Origin of the sequence: Ignavibacterium sp., from assembly GCF_025998815.1 — a bacterium.
Classification (GTDB): Bacteria; Bacteroidota; Ignavibacteria; order Ignavibacteriales; family Ignavibacteriaceae; genus Ignavibacterium.
The window spans coordinates 2,947,992-2,966,011 of sequence record NZ_AP026678.1 but is presented as its reverse complement, the minus strand read 5'-3'; the positions used below and the strand labels follow the sequence as shown (position 1 = coordinate 2,966,011).

At 34.3% G+C, this 18,020-nt stretch carries 16 protein-coding genes; 2 read left to right on the top strand and 14 right to left on the bottom strand.

The window, feature by feature from the left end:
* Positions 1 to 4: 4 nt before the first annotated feature.
* The 9 genes from cysS to Q0X14_RS12780 form a co-directional block, all read right to left on the bottom strand.
* Positions 5 to 1,414 (bottom strand): cysteine--tRNA ligase, encoded by a 1,410-nt coding sequence (gene cysS / locus Q0X14_RS12820; RefSeq protein ID WP_297839297.1) that lies wholly within the window; start codon positions 1,412 to 1,414, stop codon positions 5 to 7.
* A 290-nt stretch (positions 1,415 to 1,704) separates the two neighbouring features.
* Positions 1,705 to 2,685, bottom strand: a complete 981-nt coding sequence (locus Q0X14_RS12815; RefSeq protein WP_297839295.1) for an RluA family pseudouridine synthase — start codon at positions 2,683 to 2,685, stop codon at positions 1,705 to 1,707.
* Positions 2,648 to 3,346, bottom strand: a complete 699-nt coding sequence (gene lspA, locus Q0X14_RS12810; RefSeq protein ID WP_297839293.1) for a signal peptidase II — start codon at positions 3,344 to 3,346, stop codon at positions 2,648 to 2,650. Before lspA ends, Q0X14_RS12815 begins: the two co-directional genes overlap by 38 nt.
* A gap of 85 nt (positions 3,347 to 3,431) precedes the next feature.
* On the bottom strand, positions 3,432 to 4,235 hold the full coding sequence (locus tag Q0X14_RS12805) for a conjugal transfer protein TraR (RefSeq protein WP_297839290.1): 804 nt from the start codon (positions 4,233 to 4,235) through the stop codon (positions 3,432 to 3,434).
* 24 nt (positions 4,236 to 4,259) lie between these two features.
* The gene (ileS, locus tag Q0X14_RS12800) at positions 4,260 to 7,406 is read right to left on the bottom strand and encodes an isoleucine--tRNA ligase (RefSeq protein ID WP_297839288.1); all 3,147 of its coding nucleotides are present in this window, start codon (positions 7,404 to 7,406) and stop codon (positions 4,260 to 4,262) included.
* A 19-nt stretch (positions 7,407 to 7,425) separates the two neighbouring features.
* Positions 7,426 to 8,046: a hypothetical protein gene (locus tag Q0X14_RS12795; protein WP_297839286.1), complete on the bottom strand. Its 621-nt coding sequence runs from the start codon at positions 8,044 to 8,046 to the stop codon at positions 7,426 to 7,428.
* A complete protein-coding gene (locus Q0X14_RS12790) occupies positions 8,046 to 8,867 on the bottom strand; it encodes a purine-nucleoside phosphorylase (RefSeq protein ID WP_297839283.1) in 822 nt (273 codons plus the stop codon). Before Q0X14_RS12790 ends, Q0X14_RS12795 begins: the two co-directional genes overlap by 1 nt.
* Positions 8,864 to 9,406 (bottom strand): DivIVA domain-containing protein, encoded by a 543-nt coding sequence (locus Q0X14_RS12785; protein WP_297839280.1) that lies wholly within the window; start codon positions 9,404 to 9,406, stop codon positions 8,864 to 8,866. The genes Q0X14_RS12790 and Q0X14_RS12785 overlap by 4 nt, the downstream gene beginning before the upstream one ends.
* Positions 9,403 to 10,104, bottom strand: a complete 702-nt coding sequence (locus Q0X14_RS12780) for a YggS family pyridoxal phosphate-dependent enzyme (RefSeq protein WP_297839278.1) — start codon at positions 10,102 to 10,104, stop codon at positions 9,403 to 9,405. The genes Q0X14_RS12785 and Q0X14_RS12780 overlap by 4 nt, the downstream gene beginning before the upstream one ends.
* 156 nt (positions 10,105 to 10,260) lie before the next feature.
* Between Q0X14_RS12780 and Q0X14_RS12775 the strand changes: the two genes are divergently transcribed.
* Positions 10,261 to 10,746, top strand: coding sequence for a hypothetical protein (locus Q0X14_RS12775; RefSeq protein ID WP_297839276.1), 486 nt, complete (start codon positions 10,261 to 10,263; stop codon positions 10,744 to 10,746).
* Between the two features lie 100 nt (positions 10,747 to 10,846).
* On the opposite strand, the gene Q0X14_RS12770 is transcribed toward Q0X14_RS12775, so the two are convergent.
* On the bottom strand, positions 10,847 to 11,725 hold the full coding sequence (locus Q0X14_RS12770) for a DUF72 domain-containing protein (protein WP_297839274.1): 879 nt from the start codon (positions 11,723 to 11,725) through the stop codon (positions 10,847 to 10,849).
* A 122-nt stretch (positions 11,726 to 11,847) separates the two neighbouring features.
* Between Q0X14_RS12770 and pta the strand changes: the two genes are divergently transcribed.
* Positions 11,848 to 12,819 (top strand): phosphate acetyltransferase, encoded by a 972-nt coding sequence (gene pta / locus Q0X14_RS12765; RefSeq protein WP_366522810.1) that lies wholly within the window; start codon positions 11,848 to 11,850, stop codon positions 12,817 to 12,819.
* Between the two features lie 64 nt (positions 12,820 to 12,883).
* Here pta and Q0X14_RS12760 read toward each other — a convergent pair whose 3' ends face one another.
* Genes Q0X14_RS12760 through Q0X14_RS12745 form a run of 4 tightly spaced genes read right to left on the bottom strand, consistent with a single transcriptional unit; the run spans position 12,884 to position 17,975 of the window.
* Positions 12,884 to 13,891, bottom strand: a complete 1,008-nt coding sequence (locus Q0X14_RS12760) for a MoxR family ATPase (RefSeq protein WP_297839269.1) — start codon at positions 13,889 to 13,891, stop codon at positions 12,884 to 12,886.
* Between the two features lie 26 nt (positions 13,892 to 13,917).
* Complete coding sequence (locus Q0X14_RS12755; protein WP_297839266.1) at positions 13,918 to 15,189, bottom strand: peptidylprolyl isomerase; 1,272 nt, start codon at positions 15,187 to 15,189, stop codon at positions 13,918 to 13,920.
* 1 nt (position 15,190) lies between these two features.
* A complete protein-coding gene (locus tag Q0X14_RS12750) occupies positions 15,191 to 16,030 on the bottom strand; it encodes a peptidylprolyl isomerase (protein WP_297839263.1) in 840 nt (279 codons plus the stop codon).
* Entirely contained in the window at positions 15,993 to 17,975 is a 1,983-nt protein-coding gene (locus Q0X14_RS12745) for a peptidylprolyl isomerase (RefSeq protein WP_297839261.1), read from the bottom strand. The genes Q0X14_RS12750 and Q0X14_RS12745 overlap by 38 nt, the downstream gene beginning before the upstream one ends.
* Between the last annotated feature and the right edge of the window lie 45 nt (positions 17,976 to 18,020).

Sequence of the window (18,020 nt, the reverse complement as noted above, 5' to 3'; positions counted from 1 at the left end):
CGTACTATTTCTTTACCTTCTTAAAACTTGTTCCTTCTTTTGTATCCTGAAGAATCACTCCGAGATTTTTTAGTTCATCTCTTATTTTATCTGAGAGAGCATAGTTTTTATTTTGTTTAGCTTCTGTTCTTATTTTAATAAGTAGTTCAATCAAATCATTTTCAAGTGAAGGAAGACTTTTCTGCTTTTCAAAGTTTACAATTCCTAGAACTTTTTCGGCTGTTTTTTTAAGAAAAGCTTTTGCATCACTAAAGAATTGCTCATCAAGATTTTCATTCTCAGCAATAACACGATTTACTTCCCGTGTAAAATCAAACAGCACTGCAGTTGCCTGCGCAGAATTGAAATCATCATCCATTGCTTCTTCAAACTTTTTATACCATTGCTCAAAATTAAACTCAACTTTTTTGCCTTCAACTGATTTTGCCAGTTCTTCATTTAGTTTATCAGCAAGATTCTGAATTTTCTCAACACCTTTTTCTGCTGCCTGCAAAAGCTCATCACTGAAATTAAGAGGACCTCGATAATGTGCCTGAGCAAAAAATAATCTTATCGCTTCAGCAGAATATTTTTTAAGAATTTCTCTTGCGGTGAAAAAGTTGCCAAGTGACTTTGACATTTTTTCTTCGTTAATGTTGAGAAATCCAAAATGCAGCCAATACTTTGCGAACGGTTTTTCATTCGCAGCTTCACTCTGCGCAATTTCATTTTCGTGATGCGGGAAAATCAAATCATGTCCGCCAGCGTGAATGTCGAATGACTCACCTAAAAGTTTACAGCTCATTGCAGAGCATTCAATATGCCAGCCGGGCCGACCTTTTCCCCAGGGACTTTCCCAATATGGTTCGCCTTCTTTTGCTTTTTTCCACAAAGCAAAATCAAGCGGATGTTTTTTCTGTTCATTTACTTCTACTCTGGCACCGGCTTCAAGTTCTTCTGTTTTTTTACCACTTAATTTTCCATAGTCCATAAACTTTGATACATCATAAAAAACATTTCCATCAACATTGTATGCAATACCTTTTTCTTCGAGACGCTTTATCATTTCAATCATATCATTCATAAATTCTGTTGCACGTGGATAATATGTAGCGGGCTTTATTCTTAGTTTTTCAATATCAGTAAAAAATTCTTTGATGTAAAACTCAGCAACTTCCTTTGCAGTCTTTCCTTCTTCATTTGCCTTCTTAATTATTTTATCATCAACATCAGTAAGATTCATTACAAAAGTTACAACATATCCTTTGTACTCAAGATATCTTCTGACGATATCGGATATAATAAATGAACGTGCATTACCAATGTGGAAATAATCATAAACTGTTGGTCCGCACATATACATTTTAACCAAAGGCGGATTAAGCGGAGAAAATTCTTCTTTTTGTTTTGTAAGTGTGTTATAAATCTTAAGCATATCAGTCTTTGTTTTGATTTTAGCAATTCAAATATAACAAAATTGGTGTTTGTAATCGGAGTGATTTATCACGATAAAAATCTTACAGCAGGATTCAGATTGCTGTATGAACTGTAACTATATGTAGAGACTTGCCATAGTAAGGCTCTTCATTCAATTCATTCAGCCATTCAAAGATATATCCATTCTATTAAAGACTAATCTTTCTGAATATCATAATTTTAGTCAAAGTTGAGTATCATCCTTCGCAATCATTTGCTAAGACTTTGATTTGGTTAATATGTAAGAAATTAATTTCTCAGTTTTTCCAAAAGAAGCTTAAAATCCTGTGGTAATTCCGAGTCAAAGCGAACAATTTTTTTTGTGTGCGGATGAATGAAACCAAGTGTTTTTGCATGCAATGCTTGTCGGGGCATTATTTCAAGAAGATTGCTTACACGACTTTTTATTTTAGGTAAGTCACTGCCGAAATGAATTTTATCACCGCCGTAAGTTCTGTCGCCAAATATTGGTCTGCCAATTCCAGAAAGATGAACACGAATCTGGTGTGTTCTGCCTGTCTTTAAATTCAGTTTTATATAAGATGTAAATTCAAATTCTTCAATTACTTCATAATAAGTAATTGCAAGCTTTCCTTCACTTTGACTGATAGTAAATTTTTTTCTGTCTGATTTACTTCGTGTAATGTTAGTTTTTATTTCACCTTTTTTATCAGGAAGTTTTCCCCAACAGACAGCGTGATATTCTCTTTCTATTGAATGCTTTGAAAACTGTTCGGCAAGTTTAGCATGAGTAAAATCATCTTTAGCCACCACAAGCAAACCACTTGTGTCTTTATCAATACGATGAACAATTCCGGGTCTTCCGGCATCACTCAGTTCACTTAGTTTTTTTGTATGATGAAGCAGAGCATTTACAAGAGTTCCCGTATAGTTTGCATATGCAGGATGTGCAACCATTCCAGCGGGTTTGTTTACAACTATCAGATAATCATCTTCATAAACAATGTCGAGAGGAATTTCTTCCGGTTCAACATCTTCAGGTCTTGGAGTGATTGGTTGAATTGCAATTATAACATCGCCGGGTTTCACAGCGTAATTTGCTTTAGCAGGATTTCCGTTTACAGTAACTAATCCTGCTTCAATTGCTTTCTGAATTTTTGAACGGGTTGCGTTTTCAATCTGATTGACAAGAAAAGTATCTAATCGTTCCTTCTTTTTTCCATCAGGAACATTAATCTGATACTTCTTTTCGGTTATCAATTTGCTCATTGGTTTCTTCTGCTGTACTGACTGAATCTTCCGCAGAAGTTAATTCATCAGTTATGATTTGATGTGTTGTATTAGTTGTTTCAGCAGTGGCAGCAACCAAAGACTTTTCAATTTCTTTTTCTTCTTCGTGTTTCTTATAAAATAAAATTAAAATCAGAACGCCTACTGTTACGGCAGCATCGGCAATATTAAAAATTGGCCAGCGGTCATAACTTCTTCCGAATATGGTGAAATTAAAAAAATCAAAATCGAAGAAGTCAACTACTCTTCCGTAAAATAAAGGTGCATAACCAAAAATAATCCCGTAAAAAGTCCTGTCAATAAGATTACCAACTGCACCACCAAGAATAAAAGCAATTGCTACTCTTAAGCTTAAACTTTTGTTCCTGATAGCATAGAGATAAATCAACAAACCAATGCTTGCAACTAAAGAAAATAATGAGATTGCTAATTTGAATCCATCACCCGGATCAAAACCGAATGCCATTCCGGGATTTTCTATGTAAGTTAATCTGAAGAAATCACCAATGACAGGAATGCTTTGTCCGTAGTACATTCCATCAAAATTGAAATTTAGAAATGGAATGGAAAAACCTTTAACAAAAATTTTGCTAAGTTGATCGATTATTACAACAGCAATAGAAATATAAATTACTTTCACTCTGAAAAATCACTCCAAAAATCTTATCAAAAATAAAAAAAGGGGTTTGGCAATTCGATGTGAAATTCCTTACCCCAAAATCGGTTTACTTCTTTTCCTGTCTTTGCTTCATTGGTAAGCACAACTGACTGTGTGGAACGGCTTCCAATCTTGCTTTTGGAATAAGCGGACAGGTTTCACACAAATGCTGAGGTTCCTCAATACATTCAATACAAATTCCATAAGTACCGTTTTCAATTCTCTTTAATGCATCTTCAAGATAACCTAAAAATTTTGTTTCTCTCTGTGCATAGAGAAAAGTTTTTTCTCTTTCCATTGCATCGGTTCCCTGCTCAGCCATATGAAGTGAGTAAGGAGAATTTTCGTTAATGTACTCACCTGTTGAAGGATCGAGCATTTGTTCTTTCAGATTCTGTAGTTGTTCAAGAATTTCGTCACGCTTTTCAAGAATTATTTTCTTGAAGTGTTCGAGATCTTTTTTACTATATCCTTTAATCTTCTTTAAAGCTTCGGCTTTTCTTCTTGCTGCTTCAAGTTCTGCCTGATAGATTTCATCAATCTTGCTTTCATCTTCAATTGCTGCTTCAACCTGTGACTGAACTGCCGGCTGCTGCTTCAATGCTTTTTCTTCTTTAGGAGTTAATTTCTTCTTCTCGACTTTATTCTCTGTCTTAACTGGTTTTTTAACAGTTTCTTTCTTTACAGAAGTTTTCTTAGCAACAACTTTCTTAACTTCTTTTTTCTTTACAGCTTTCTTAGCAGGTGCAGCTTTTTTCACAACCTTTTTAACTGTTTTCTTTGCAGGTGCTTTCTTCACTTTTTTCTTTTCCTCCTTGCCTTTTTTTATCGTGGCTTTTTTAATTGGTTTCTTAGTTTGTTTTTTTGCCATTGTGTTTTCCTCCTTCGTTAAGGATTAAATCTTCTCGATTCGGATAGAGCATTCATAGTCACCGATTTTCCAATCTTGTCTGAATCCTCCATCTGAAATTTGTTCTGAAATTATTTTTTCCGCAAGAGTTTCGTTAGAAATATAATCAGAAAAGTTATTTATTGCTTTAACTAGTTCTGAATTTCCTGTAAAGCTTATGTTAATTTTATCCGTTACATCAAACCCAGCGTCCTTTCTCATATTCTGAACACGATTTACAAATTCTCTTGCAAGACCTTCTTCAATAAGTTTTTCATCGAGCTCTGTATCGATTGCAACTGTAACACCTTCTTCAGATTCAACAACCCAACCTTCAATCTGATGACTCATAATTTCAACATCATCTTTTGCGATTGAAAGTTTCTCACCATCAACTTCAATTTCAATATTCTCACCCGACTCAAGTTTTTTTATTTCATCCTTACCAAAGTTTTTAATTATTTCAGCTACAGCTTTTACTTTTTTCCCAAACCTTGGTCCGATTGATTTGAAGTTAGATTTAGCAGTTTTGTTTACGATTTCGGAGTCATCATCAAGAACGACTAATTCTTTAATGTTTACTTCATCAAGAATAACATCTTTCATTTTTCCAAGAGCATCTCTTCTGTCTTTTTCAACAACAACCATCATTCGTTTAAGTGGCTGACGAACTTTAAGATTATTCTTTGCGCGAATTGCTCTGGTCAGATAAACTACCTTCTGAGCAACATCCATTTTCTCTTCAAGTTCAGGTTCTCGGTAAGTGATTGATGGAAAATCTGCGAGATGAACCGATTCATAATTTTCTTTTTTTGTAACTGTATTAAGATTTCTGTAAATCTCTTCAGCAATAAACGGAGCGAACGGTGAAGTTAGCTTTGAGACAGTAATCAAGCACTCATACAAAGTCTGATAAGCAGAAAGTTTTTCTTTGTTCATCTCTGACTTCCAGAAACGACGACGACTTCTTCTCACATACCAGTTTGAAAGCTGATCAATTGTGAAATCACTTACAGCACGAGCAGCTTTAGTTACATCGTAAGCATCCATTTGTTTTTCATATTCTTCAACCAAAGCATTGAGTTTGGAAATTATCCATCTGTCAATCTCCGGTCTTTCACCATAAGGCACAAGTGAATCACTGAAATTGAATTTATCAATATTAGCATAAAGTGCAAAGAATGAATAAGTGTTTACAAGTGTTCCGAAAAATTTTCTCTGAACTTCAACTAATGCTTCTTCATCAAACAATGTTGGTCGCCATGGCGGACTGTTAGTAACCAGATACCATCTTGTTGTATCCGCACCGTATTTATCAAACAAATCAAAAGGATCAACAGTGTTTCCTCTCGATTTGGACATTTTCATTCCATTTTTATCAAGAATCAATTCATTCACAATCACATTTCTGAAAGCAACATTGTCAAATAACATAGTTGCGATTGCGTGAAGTGTGTAAAACCAACCTCGTGTCTGATCAATTCCCTCGCAGATAAAATCAGCCGGGAAAAATTTCTTTTCAAAGTTTTCTTTGTTTTCGAACGGATAATGATATTGTGCAAACGGCATTGCGCCTGAATCAAACCAAACATCAATCACTTCAGGAGTGCGTTTATAAATCTTACCATTTTTTTCAAAAAGAATTTTATCTACAAATGGTTTGTGCAAATCAATATTTTCAACATCAGCAACAGAAATTCTTTTACCGTTTTCTTCAATGAATCCCTGTTTTAATTCTTCAATACTTCCGACTGCAAACATATCACCATCATCACTAATCCAGATTGGAAGTGGTGTTGCCCAGAAACGATCGCGCGACAAAGCCCAGTCTTTATTTTCTTCAAGCCAATTACCAAATCTTCCAGCTCCAACTTCAGGTGGTTGCCAGTTAATTGTTTTATTCAGCTCAACCATTCTGTTGGCAATTTGAGTGGTGCGAATAAACCAAGATTCTCTTGCATAATAAATTACCGGAACATCCTGATGACGCCAGCTAAAAGGATATGTGTGAAGTATCGTTTCTTTCTTATAAAGTTTTCCATCTTTCTTTAGCTTAAGGATTATTCCGTTATCGGCATCTTTAACAAATTGTCCTGCAAAATCCGTTACTTCGTCGGTGAAAACCCCAGAGCGGGTGACCGGTTGAAGCATCGGAAGGTTGTATTTTTTCGAAACCTCATAGTCATCGGCACCAAACGCAGGTGCAATATGAACGATTCCTGAACCATCTTCCGTACTTACAAAATCACCTGCAATTACATAGAAAGCTTTCTTGTCAACATCACAATAATCGAAAAGTTGTTCGTATTCGATTCCCAATAAATCTTTGCCTTTCATCTCTTCAAGAATTTCATAATCACCATCAATAACTGACAATCTGTCTTTGGCAAGAATTAAAACTTTACTGTCAGTTCTGATTTTCACATAATCAATCTCAGGGCCTACAGCAAGAGCAACATTTGAAATCAATGTCCAGGGAGTAGTTGTCCAAACGAGGAAAAATTCATCAGCATCCGCTCTTTGAAATAAAACATAAACTGAAGGATCTTTTGTTTCGCGGTAACCAAGTGCAAGTTCGTGAGATGAAAGAACAGTCTCTGATTTCGGATCCTGAGGGACAATTTTATAATCTTTATAAATAAGACCTTTATCGAATAAAGTTTTAAGTGCCCACCAGACCGATTCGATATATTTGTTATCAAGAGTTATGTAAGCGGAATCAAGATCAATCCAGTAACCCATTCGGGTTGTCATCTTTTCCCAAAGATCGAGATAAGTAAAAACTGATTCGCGACATTTCTGATTGTACTTTTCAATTCCGTATTCAATTACTTCGCTTTTGTGTTTGATACCGAGAAGTTTTTCTACTTCAATTTCAACAGGTAATCCGTGAGTGTCCCAACCGGCTTTTCTTTCAACCCGAAATCCTTTCAATGTTTTATAACGGCAAACAAGGTCTTTTAATGTTCTTGCCATTACATGGTGAATTCCCGGTTTACCGTTCGCAGTTGGCGGACCTTCATAAAAAGTGAATGATTTGTTTTCATCTCTGGTGGTAACACTTTTTTCAAAAATTTTATTTTCCTGCCAGAATTTGAGAATCTCTTCTTCAATTTTCGGGTAATTAATTTTTTCTAAATTTTGTTTGAACATAGTTTCTCTGAAGTTGATTTTATAAATCCTTGTATTTTTTAATCAGTTCTTTCTCTGCCTGAATAAATTCTTTTAGTTCTCTTTCTATTCTTTCTTTTTTAAGAATAATATTTTTTGCCTGAGCTTCAGCATCGGTTAGAATTTCTTTTGCTTTTATTTCAGCTTCTTTCAGCGTCAGCTCAGCTTCTTTCTTTGAATCAATAATATTGTCTTCATAGATTTTAAGTTTTTCGCGAAGTATCACTGCTTCTCTTTCACCGCTAAGCACTTCCTGAACTGCCATTCCAAAAAATCCCATTGCACCAAGGGTAATATTTCTTAAACTAAAAAGAATCAGGTTTTCAGTAATTATTTGATTTGTTCCAAAGTATTCACTGAAGAATGTAACAGTGATCAGACTTAGAATAGTTATTGCAACGATAATTGCAAAAAGTACTTTCCCACCGTGATGCCAGCCAACCTGACGGTTGATAAACCATCCGCTTGCAAAACAAAATATTGAAAGCACGAACCAAACGACGAAATTATATTCACCAAAGTTGAATAAATCTGTGTTAAGAAAATTAGAGGTATAAATAAATACAGCAATCAAAAATGCAGCGAAATAATTTTTCAAAATATTTTTTAATGACACTGACATTACAACCTCTTAATTACTTCTTTCATAATCAAAGTCATTTTCGGTTCAGCTTCCATAGCTGTGTGAATAATTTCTTTAACATCAACTGGTTTTAGTGAATCGGGGAAACATTCATCGGTGATTATACTTATTCCAAGCACTTTCATTCCCATATGATTTGCAACAATATTCTCAGGCACAGTTGACATTCCAACAACATCAGCACCGGTAGCGCGAAGAAATCTGTATTCAGCTTTTGTTTCGAGATTTGGTCCCGGAACAGCAACATAAACACCCTTATGAATTTTTATTTTATTTTCCAGAGCAACTTCTTCTGCAAGTTTAATAAGCTCAAGTGAATATGGTTCACTCATATCGGGAAATCTTGGTCCAAGACTATCTTCATTTTTCCCAATAAGCGGATTATCTCCAAGCAGATTTATATGATCAATCATCAGCATCAAATCGCCTTTGCGATAAACTGGATTCATTCCGCCGCAAGCATTTGAAACAAGCAAAGTCTGAACACCAAGAAATTTCATTACACGAACGGGATAAGTAATTTGCTGCATCGAATAACCTTCGTAGTAATGAAATCTTCCCTGCATTGCAACAATTTTTTTTCCGTTTATTGTACCAAAAATTAATTTGCCCTGATGTGATTCAACTGTTGACAAAGGAAAGTGCGGAAGTTCAGCATAATCAATATGATTTTCGATATTTATTTCTTTAACTAATCCACCAAGTCCGGTTCCGAGAATAATTCCAATCGGGTAATTATCAGTGGTATGTTTTTTTATTACTGAAATCGTCTCGTTAATTTTGTTCAGAAGTTCACTCATAATAATTTCTCCACAATATCATCAATATTCAAATCAAGCTTTTTGTTTTCATCTTTGGTTTTCTTTTTCTGAACAACAACTTCTTCATCAATGTCTTCGATTTTTACCTCAAGTAAATGTGCCTGCGAACTGATAATCGCTTTAAGTCTTGAAATAAGCATATCTTTTTCTTCGCGAAGATTCAGAACTGCGTTTCGGATTTCATTTGCACTTTCTCTTGCTTTCTCAACAATCTGAGCGGCTTTTAATTCAGCTTCTTTAATCATCAATGCGGTTTGCTTCTTTGCAGATTCAATTGATTTGGTAGAGCTTTCCTGAGCTTTAAGTAAAGTATCCTGAAGATTTTTTTCAATCTTTTTGAATTCTTCAAGCTGCTGATTTAAGGTTTCGACTTGTTGCTTTAGTTCTTCATTTTCTTTGAGAAGTTCTTCAACATCGTCGGCTATTCTTTCAAGAAATGCTTTTACTTCATCAGGGTCGAAACCACGCATTTTTTTTGAAAACTCTTGCTGCCGGATTGAAAATGGTTGAAGTTTCATACTTGTCTCCAGTCTTTGGAGTAATCCCGTTCACCAAAAATTGCTGAGCCAATTCTCAACATAGTTGAACCTTCTTCGATAGCAATTTCAAAATCGCTTGTCATTCCCATCGAAAGCTCAGTAATATTTAATTCAGATTTGTTCAATTTATCTTTCAATAATCTTAAGTCTCTGAAACTTTTTCTTATCAGATTTTCATCATCAGTTAAAGGAGCAATTGTCATCAATCCAACGAGATTTACATTTTGATATTTTTTTGTTTCTTCTGCTATTCTGAAAATTTCTTCTTCATTAGTTAAACCGGATTTTGTTTCTTCATAAGATGTTTTCACTTCGAGCAGAATTTTCTGAACTTTGTTTAATGAAGAAGCTCGCTTATTAATTTCTTCCAATAACTCAATACTATCAACTGAATGAATATACTCAGCTGCTTTAACAGCGTATTTAACTTTGTTTTTCTGCAATGTACCTATAAAATGCCAGATAACCTGATTACCAATTTTTTCAAACTTCAGCATCAATTCCTGAGCACGATTTTCACCAAAATCCTTTACGCCTGCTTTATTAGCTTCCAGAATTGCATCAGTACCAAAATATTTTGATACTGCTATCAGTCTGATTTCCTCCGGATTTCTGCCAACTTCTTTACATTTTCTTTCTATTCGTTCGCGTAATCTGGCTAAATTTTCGGCAATCATTTCAAAATTAAGGTTGTGAATTTATCTTGTAATGCAATAAAAAACAATTAAAAGAGCATTTATAAAAGATTTGAAAAAATCTTAGCAAATATAATCTTATTTTAGCTGAAGTAATTAAGAAAAATTCTTTATTCATTTCAAATCAATGGAAGGTGTATGAAAAAATTTATATTGTTCGTAATTGCTTTAACAATTGTTTTGGGTTTTTATAAAACAAGCTTTGCTCAGGAAAGACCAATTCAGTTAGCTTTGTTTAATCCTGTACAAATTTTCCCGGAGAATGAGTCAATTGCAGGTTTAAGAATTTCGATTCTTTACGGAAAGAACAGAAATGTAACCGGAGTTGACTGGGGCTTTGTTAATTCTACCACAGGTAAGCAAGTCGGTTTACAATACGGATTTGTTAATCTCGTTGATGGTGGATTTTTAGGTTTAGAAGCCGGCTTTGTTAACATTACTGATTCTCAGTTTGAAGGTTTACAGTGGGGATTTGTAAACTATCACAAAGGCAAAGTCAGTGGTTTACAATTAGGGTTTATCAATTATGCCGGTAGTATGAAAGGACTTCAGATTGGATTGGTAAACATAATCAACAAAGGTGGAATGTTTCCATTCTTCCCGATTGTGAATTGGTCATTCTAGGAAAAGTTAAAGTATAGAAAAATGGCTCAATAGTCTATTGATATCATCCTGAACCAGTCTGTTAGTGGACAGGTTTGGGATGACTCTTACGAGAAAGTATCTACTCATTATCTGATAATATTTCTTTCAGCTTTCTGATTGTTAATGGTGCGCTTCCTTCATAATGATTATTAACATTTACATAAACATCGGTCTGTTTCTCGGATAAATAATTAATTATTTCCACAATTTTTGGTAGCTCTTCATCTTTGGGTTCGACAATTTGATTCCACACATTTCCTGTTTTCTCCTCAATGCCTGATCTGTCAGGTCCGTGAAGCCGGATTACAACCGGACTTAAAAGTAATTCTTTTGAAGTTTTAAAGACTTCCCATATCGGTGGCATATAATATCCTTGAAGAAATACCATCGACAATTTATTCTTTTTAAGGAATTCAAAATATTTTTTGTTAAGATAGTTTGGATTACGAATTTCAATTCCTAATTGATATTCAGTTTTAATGTTTTGAAGAAAAGCTTCAAACCTTTCCACAAACTCAATCTGATTGCTCATCTTTTCCCTATTCAGGTATTCAAACTGAAACATCAAAACACCAATTTTATTTTGCATAGGTTTCAGAGTTGAGAGAAATTCATTAAACAAATCCGGACTTAGAAAATGAGGATTTGGTTTCAACTCTTCAGATTTATTTTTTCTGTAGAAATGTGTAAGAGTTATACTGTTTGGAATTTTTATTGTAAATCTGAATTCATCTGGAACAGATTCAGCGTAAAGTTTCACATCACTTTCTTTTGGAAGAGAAATTTTATTCACTGCATATAGTGACCAGAACCACTGATCTATCTCAACAGAATTAAATTGTCTGGAATATTCTTCAAGCATATTAATTCCTTTTGGCTTGGAATATACTAATCCTTCCCACGAATCATATTTCCAACTACAAGTTCCGAAATAAATTTTTGATCTTTTGTTTTTCATTTTGTAATTGTGTTTTTTATATCACAAAATATTGAATAAACAGCAACTACTCAATTCCTTCATCTAATAATTAGTTAACTTTGTTTCGAACTTTAAAAAATTTTACGGAGATTATTATGGGAATGGAATTATTAAATCAGATTAAAGAAAAAGCAAGATTGAAGAACAAAACTATAGTTCTTCCTGAATCTCACGATGAAAGAGTTCTCAAGGCAGCAGAAATTTTAACCAAAGAAAAAATTTGCAAAGTGATTACCCTCGGAAATCCTGATAAGGTAAAATCTGATGCTCAAAAACTCGGAGTTAATCTTACCGGAGTAGAAATTATTGATCATCAACCTCATCCTAAGTTCGATGAGTTCTCAAACATTTACTATGAGCTAAGAAAGCAAAAAGGAATGACTCAGGAACAAGCTAAAGAGACTATGAAAAGGGATTTGTTTTTCGCAGCGATGATGTTAAGAGAAGGCCTTGTTGATGGAAGTGTTGCTGGTTCTTTTGCATCGACTGCAGATGTGATGAAAGCAGGAATTCAGATTGTCGGAATGCCTGAAGGGATTTCAATCGTATCAAGTTTCTTTCTGATGATATTTAAAGACAGAACATTCAGTTTTGCTGATTGCGCCGTTGTTCCAAATCCGGATGCAGAACAACTTGCTGATATTGCAATTTCCACTGCTGATAATCACAAAAAATTAACAGGCGAAGAACCACTTGTAGCTATGCTTTCATTTTCGACAAAAGGAAGCGCAACTCACGAACTTGTTGATAAAGTTATTAAAGCCACTGAGCTTGTAAAATCCAAAAGACCAGATTTGCAGGTCGATGGTGAACTACAATTTGATGCGGCAATTATTGAATCAATCGGGAAAAGAAAAGCTCCGAACAGTAATGTTGCCGGTAAAGCAAATGTACTAATCTTCCCCGACCTTAATGCCGGCAACATAGGATATAAAATTGCAGAAAGATTGGGCGGTGCTCAGGCAGTTGGTCCAATGGTTCAGGGATTAAGAAAACCATTCTTTGATTTGAGTCGCGGCTGCAGCGTTGATGACATTGTGAACACAACTGCTATAAATGTTCTGATGGGTTAAAAATAAAAGGAGCGAACAAATAATATTCAATTAGATTGTTCGCTCCTCAAATTTTTCTGGATAACTAAATAAGTTTGTTTGTTTCCTCAGCCAATTTTTTAATCACATCAACTGCAGATATACCTTCTGCTTCTGCTGAGAAGTTTGTTATTATACGATGACGAAGAACCGGAAGCATAGCTGCTTTAACATCATCAATATTTGGAGTAAATCTTCCCTGAATAACAGCCCGACTCTTTGCTGCAAGAATCATATATTGAGAAGCTCTTGGGCCAGCACCCCAGGTAATCCACTGTTTAATAAAATCAGGTGAATTACCATTTACAGGTCTTGTCATATTTGCAACTTTAACAGCAAACTGAATTACATTATCAGAAACCGGAACTCTTCTTATCAAATCCTGAAAAACTAAAATCTCTTCAGCAGTAACAACTTTATTAAGCTTAGCATTGTAACCGCTTGTAGTTGTTTGAACAACTTTTATTTCTTCTTCATAAGTTGGATAATCAAGCCATAGATTAAACATAAATCTGTCAAGTTGCGCTTCGGGCAATGGATATGTACCTTCCTGCTCAATGGGATTTTGTGTTGCCAGCACAAAAAATGGTTCGGGAAGCGTATGAGTTACTCCGGCAGCAGTTACTTTGTGTTCCTGCATTGCTTCTAACAGTGCTGCCTGAGTTTTGGGTGGGGTTCTGTTAATTTCATCAGCTAAAATCATATTTGCAAAAACCGGCCCTGCAATAAATCTGAAATTTCTTTTTTTGCTTAATTGATCTTCTTCCAAAACTTCAGTTCCAGTTATATCTGAAGGCATAAGATCAGGTGTGAATTGTATTCTGCTGAATTTCAGATCCATTACTTCTGCAAGAGTTTTGATAAGAAGTGTTTTTGCAAGTCCCGGAACACCAACAAGTAAACAGTGTCCTTTAGACATCAAAGCAATTATAAGTTGATCAATTATTTCGTCCTGACCAACAATAACTTTTGCAATTTCAGATTTTACTTCCGTGATTTTTTTATTAAGCTTTTGAACAAGCTCTACATCATTTTTATTTTCAATTGAAGTCAATTTTTTTCCACAGTTTGTTTATAAAATCAGATTCTTACTTCCCAGTAAATTTTTTGTTTTAGTTCGGCTATCCATTTCTGATATTCTTTTTGTTTTTTGTATTCCGTTGCCAGTCTTTTCAGTTCATCAAAATCTTCTGTTAGACTTACTTTGTGTTCCGGAATTCTTGTCTTCAGATAAACAATATGATAGCCATAAGTTCCGGGGGCATACTCAAGTCTTCTTGGAAAGCTGATATCTCCTTGTTTCAATTTACCAATTGCATCAAGTAAAGGTTTATCGAGTTGATTTCTATAGAATGTTCCAAGTTCGCCACCAAAGACTGCTGTTTCTTTATCTTCACTATATTTTTTTGCATAGTCTTCAAAAGTTCCGAAATCTTTGATTACACTATCTCTGATTGCTGTAAGGAATTCTATCGTCTGAAGATCTGCATCTTCATCAGCTTTAACTTTTATTAGTATATGACGAGTGTGAATTGATTCGCCTCTTCTTTCAAGAAGTTGAATAATATGAAATCCAACAGGAGTTTCAACAACATCAGAAAGCTCTCCTTCTTTCAATCTGAATGCAACGGATTCAAATTCAGGATAAAAAACTCCTTTCTTAACGAAGCCAAGATCACCACCTGCAGCAGCACTTCCCGGATCTTCGGAATATTTCTTTGCAAGTTCAGCAAAATCTGCTCCGGCTTTTATCGAATCCAGAAGTGCCTGAGCTTTTTCTTTAAACTTTTTCTTGATTCTTTCACTTGCTTTTGGATTTTGAAAGATGTGATAAATTGTAACTTTTTCGGGAATCATTCCAAGACTGTCTTTGAATGTTTTATAAAATTCTTCAACCTCAGGATATGTAACAGTAATGTTTCCGAAATTTTTTTCCTGAAGTCGCTGAACCATTACATTCTTTTTAACATCATCGCGAAGTTCTCTTTTAATTCTGTCAATGCTCATTCCGTATTGCTTTTCGATGTTTGCAACCGAACCAAGTTGCTGAGTTAATACTTTTATCTGATAATCAATTCTCTGATTTATTTCATCTTCAGTAACAATTATTGAATCAAGCTCTGCCTGAGCATAAAGTAGTTTTTCTTCGATCAGAGAATTAAGAATCTGCTCTTTGAGTCCCGGAGTATTTGGATCAATTTGTCTCTGAGCAGCAAACATTATTGCCTGGAAATCTAATTCACTCTGAAGAATAATTTCATTATCAACAACTGCAACAACTTTATCGAGTGCCTGCTGAGCAAATGAAATGTTAACTAAAAAAAGAATTATCGCAATTAAATTAAATTTCATTTCAATACCGTTCCTTTATTACTATTTCACTTTTAGAGTAAAGTTCCTTTAAAAAGTTCTCAAATTGTTTTGACTTTTGTTCGTCAATAAATCTTTTTTCAACTTCCTTTTCAATAACATCAAAAGGTAATACTTCAAATGCATTAAACTTTCTTTTCAGTTGTACAACATTGTATGTCATCTGTTTATCTCTTATAACAATACTTACTTCATCAGGCAGAAGAAATTTAACTGCATCTGCAACTTCAACAGGATAAATTTCTGTCAGCTCTTTAAGGCTTCCTCTCTCAGAAAATATAACTGAATTATTTTTGTCAAAAAATTGTGTGGCTTTTTCCCAATTACTTTCAAGAACAATTTCTCTGAATCTGATTGCAGTTAATTCATCTTTAAATCTTGCATGATTTATCAAATATGTTTCAAAGGGTCGAATAAAATAATTTTGATTCTTTTCGTAATATTCTAATAAGTCGGATGTTTTAAATTCAACTTCTGTGTCATTAAAAATTTTTTGTATCAATAAAGCAATCGCCAGTTTTTTGTAAGAACTCTGTAAAATATTATTAAAGTTATCATCATCAGTTATTCCTTCATCGAGAGCTTTTTGGTAAAGAAGTTCGTTATAAATCCAATCTTTAATCAATGCATTTTTTTCGGAAGCATCGAGGTTTGAAGTATCAACCAGGGAAGCTAATTCTTCCCTGGTCAGATATGAATCATTAACTTTTGCAAGATAGCTTTTCTGTTTTTCTTCTTTCGAACAACTTGTAAAAAGTATAATTAAAGATAACAGTAATAACTTATCAGTTTTCAGCTTTAAAAGCTTTTGAAAGTTCATCATAAAAGATAACTGGTTGATACTTCTTCTTTAACGAAGCAATGTATTCATTTTCAAGTCGTTTACTTTCTGCTTCCTGGAATGCGCCGGTTACTTCGGCTCTTGCTTCTTCAAATGTTTTTAATCTGGCTGAATCTCTTGCATCAAGTCTTAATATACAGAAGCCATTAGCTTGTGAAAACACTTCTGTGAAGTCACCAATATTTTTCAATTCATTTGCTTTTCTAGAAAGTTCTGAATTGTTCACTGGTGTCAGTTCATATTTCCCACCTTTTTCTTTCATACCAAATCTTTCGGTGTTCTTTGCAAGGGAATCAAAATCTGCTTTGCCTTCTTTCAACAAATTATAATAGTGTTTTGCAAGCGAATCATTTCTAACCCAAATTTCAGTGAATGCAACTCTGTCAGGCCATTTATAGTTTTCTTTAGTCTTCTCATAAAATTCTGAAAGTCTAACAGAATCTATTTCAACTTTATTCCACACTTCATCTTCCTGAAGTTTGAATATGAATATTCCGTTTTTATAATCTTGCATTAATTCTGCGAACTGAGCATCAACCGTATCTAAGCCCATTGCTTTGAACTCAATCAATTCATCATTGCTGTATTTTGTTACAGCTTTGTTGAGAATAATTTTATCGAATCTCTTTCCGGTAAACTCAGTATCTTTTTTCATTCTGTCATAAAACGGAGAAAATGTTTGTTTGACATTTGCATAAGAATAAACAACTTCATTACCAACTTTATCGAGATGCGGATAATCTGCTCCAATTAAAATCGAATCGGAATTTTCAATAATCATATCAAAAACATTTTCATTAACAGTAAAGTTATATTCTTTCTTCAGATTATTTACATAATCATTGTATATATCCTGATATCTTAATCTTTTCAGAATGTTTTTGAGATTTTCTTTATCCTGTTCAAATGATGGAATTTCTCCTCTTTCAAGAAGCTTGATAATGTGATAACCAAACTGAGTTTCAACCACATCAGAAATTTGTCCCGGCTCAAGATTGAAAGCAGCTTCATCGAACTGCTGAACCATCATTCTTCTTTCAAAGAAACCGAGATCACCACCTTTGTCTTTTGTTCCTGTATCATCAGAATATTCTTTTGCGATCTCTGCAAAGTCAGCACCTGCTTTTAACTTTGCTACAACAGTATCAATTTTAGCTTTTGCAGCGGCAGAGTCAACTTGTCCTTCAGAATTTGAAAAACTGGCAAGAATATGTGCAGCATGAATTCTTGGTATTCTTGGTTTTCTGTCTGTTACTTTTATTATGTGATAACCAAATTTAGTTCTTACCACTTGAGGATAAATTGAATCTTTTGGAGTTTTGTAGCAAGCATCTTCAAATTCATAAGGAAGCTGACCGGCAGTGAAGTAGAAAATATCTCCGCCTTTATTTTTTGAAAACTGGTCTTGTGAATGAACAGCAACCAGTTCTTCAAAAGTTTTTAAACCTGATTTGATGCTGTCGAGAAGAGATTGTGCAAATTGTTTAGCGGCTTCATCACCACCTGATTGTTCCGGTCTTATCATTAAATGACTTGCACGAACCTCAGTTTTTCTTCTTTCATACATTTCTTTGAGATTAGGTTCAACTAAATATTTCTCCTGAATGTAAGTTGAGCCAACTTTCTTTTTATAATCATTAAGTTCATCGAGCAAAGCTTTGTCTTTATCATATCCGCGCTCGTAAGCATCTTTTAATTTCATTCTGAAATTCATATAAAGATCAGCAAAGTTTTTGTAATTGCTCAAGCTATCTTTTGATGCACGCTCATAGCTTCCGGCATTCTTCGAATAAGCTTTTTCAAACTCTGCCATAGTTATTTTATCATCATTAAATTTTCCTACAACAATTTCTGAATGTTTTGTTGAACAGGAAATTAGAAATAATATCAGGACAGTAATTGAAGACTGTTTAAGCCATTGAATCATGATTCACTCCTTATTTTTTACAATTTGAACACAAAATTTTATTTA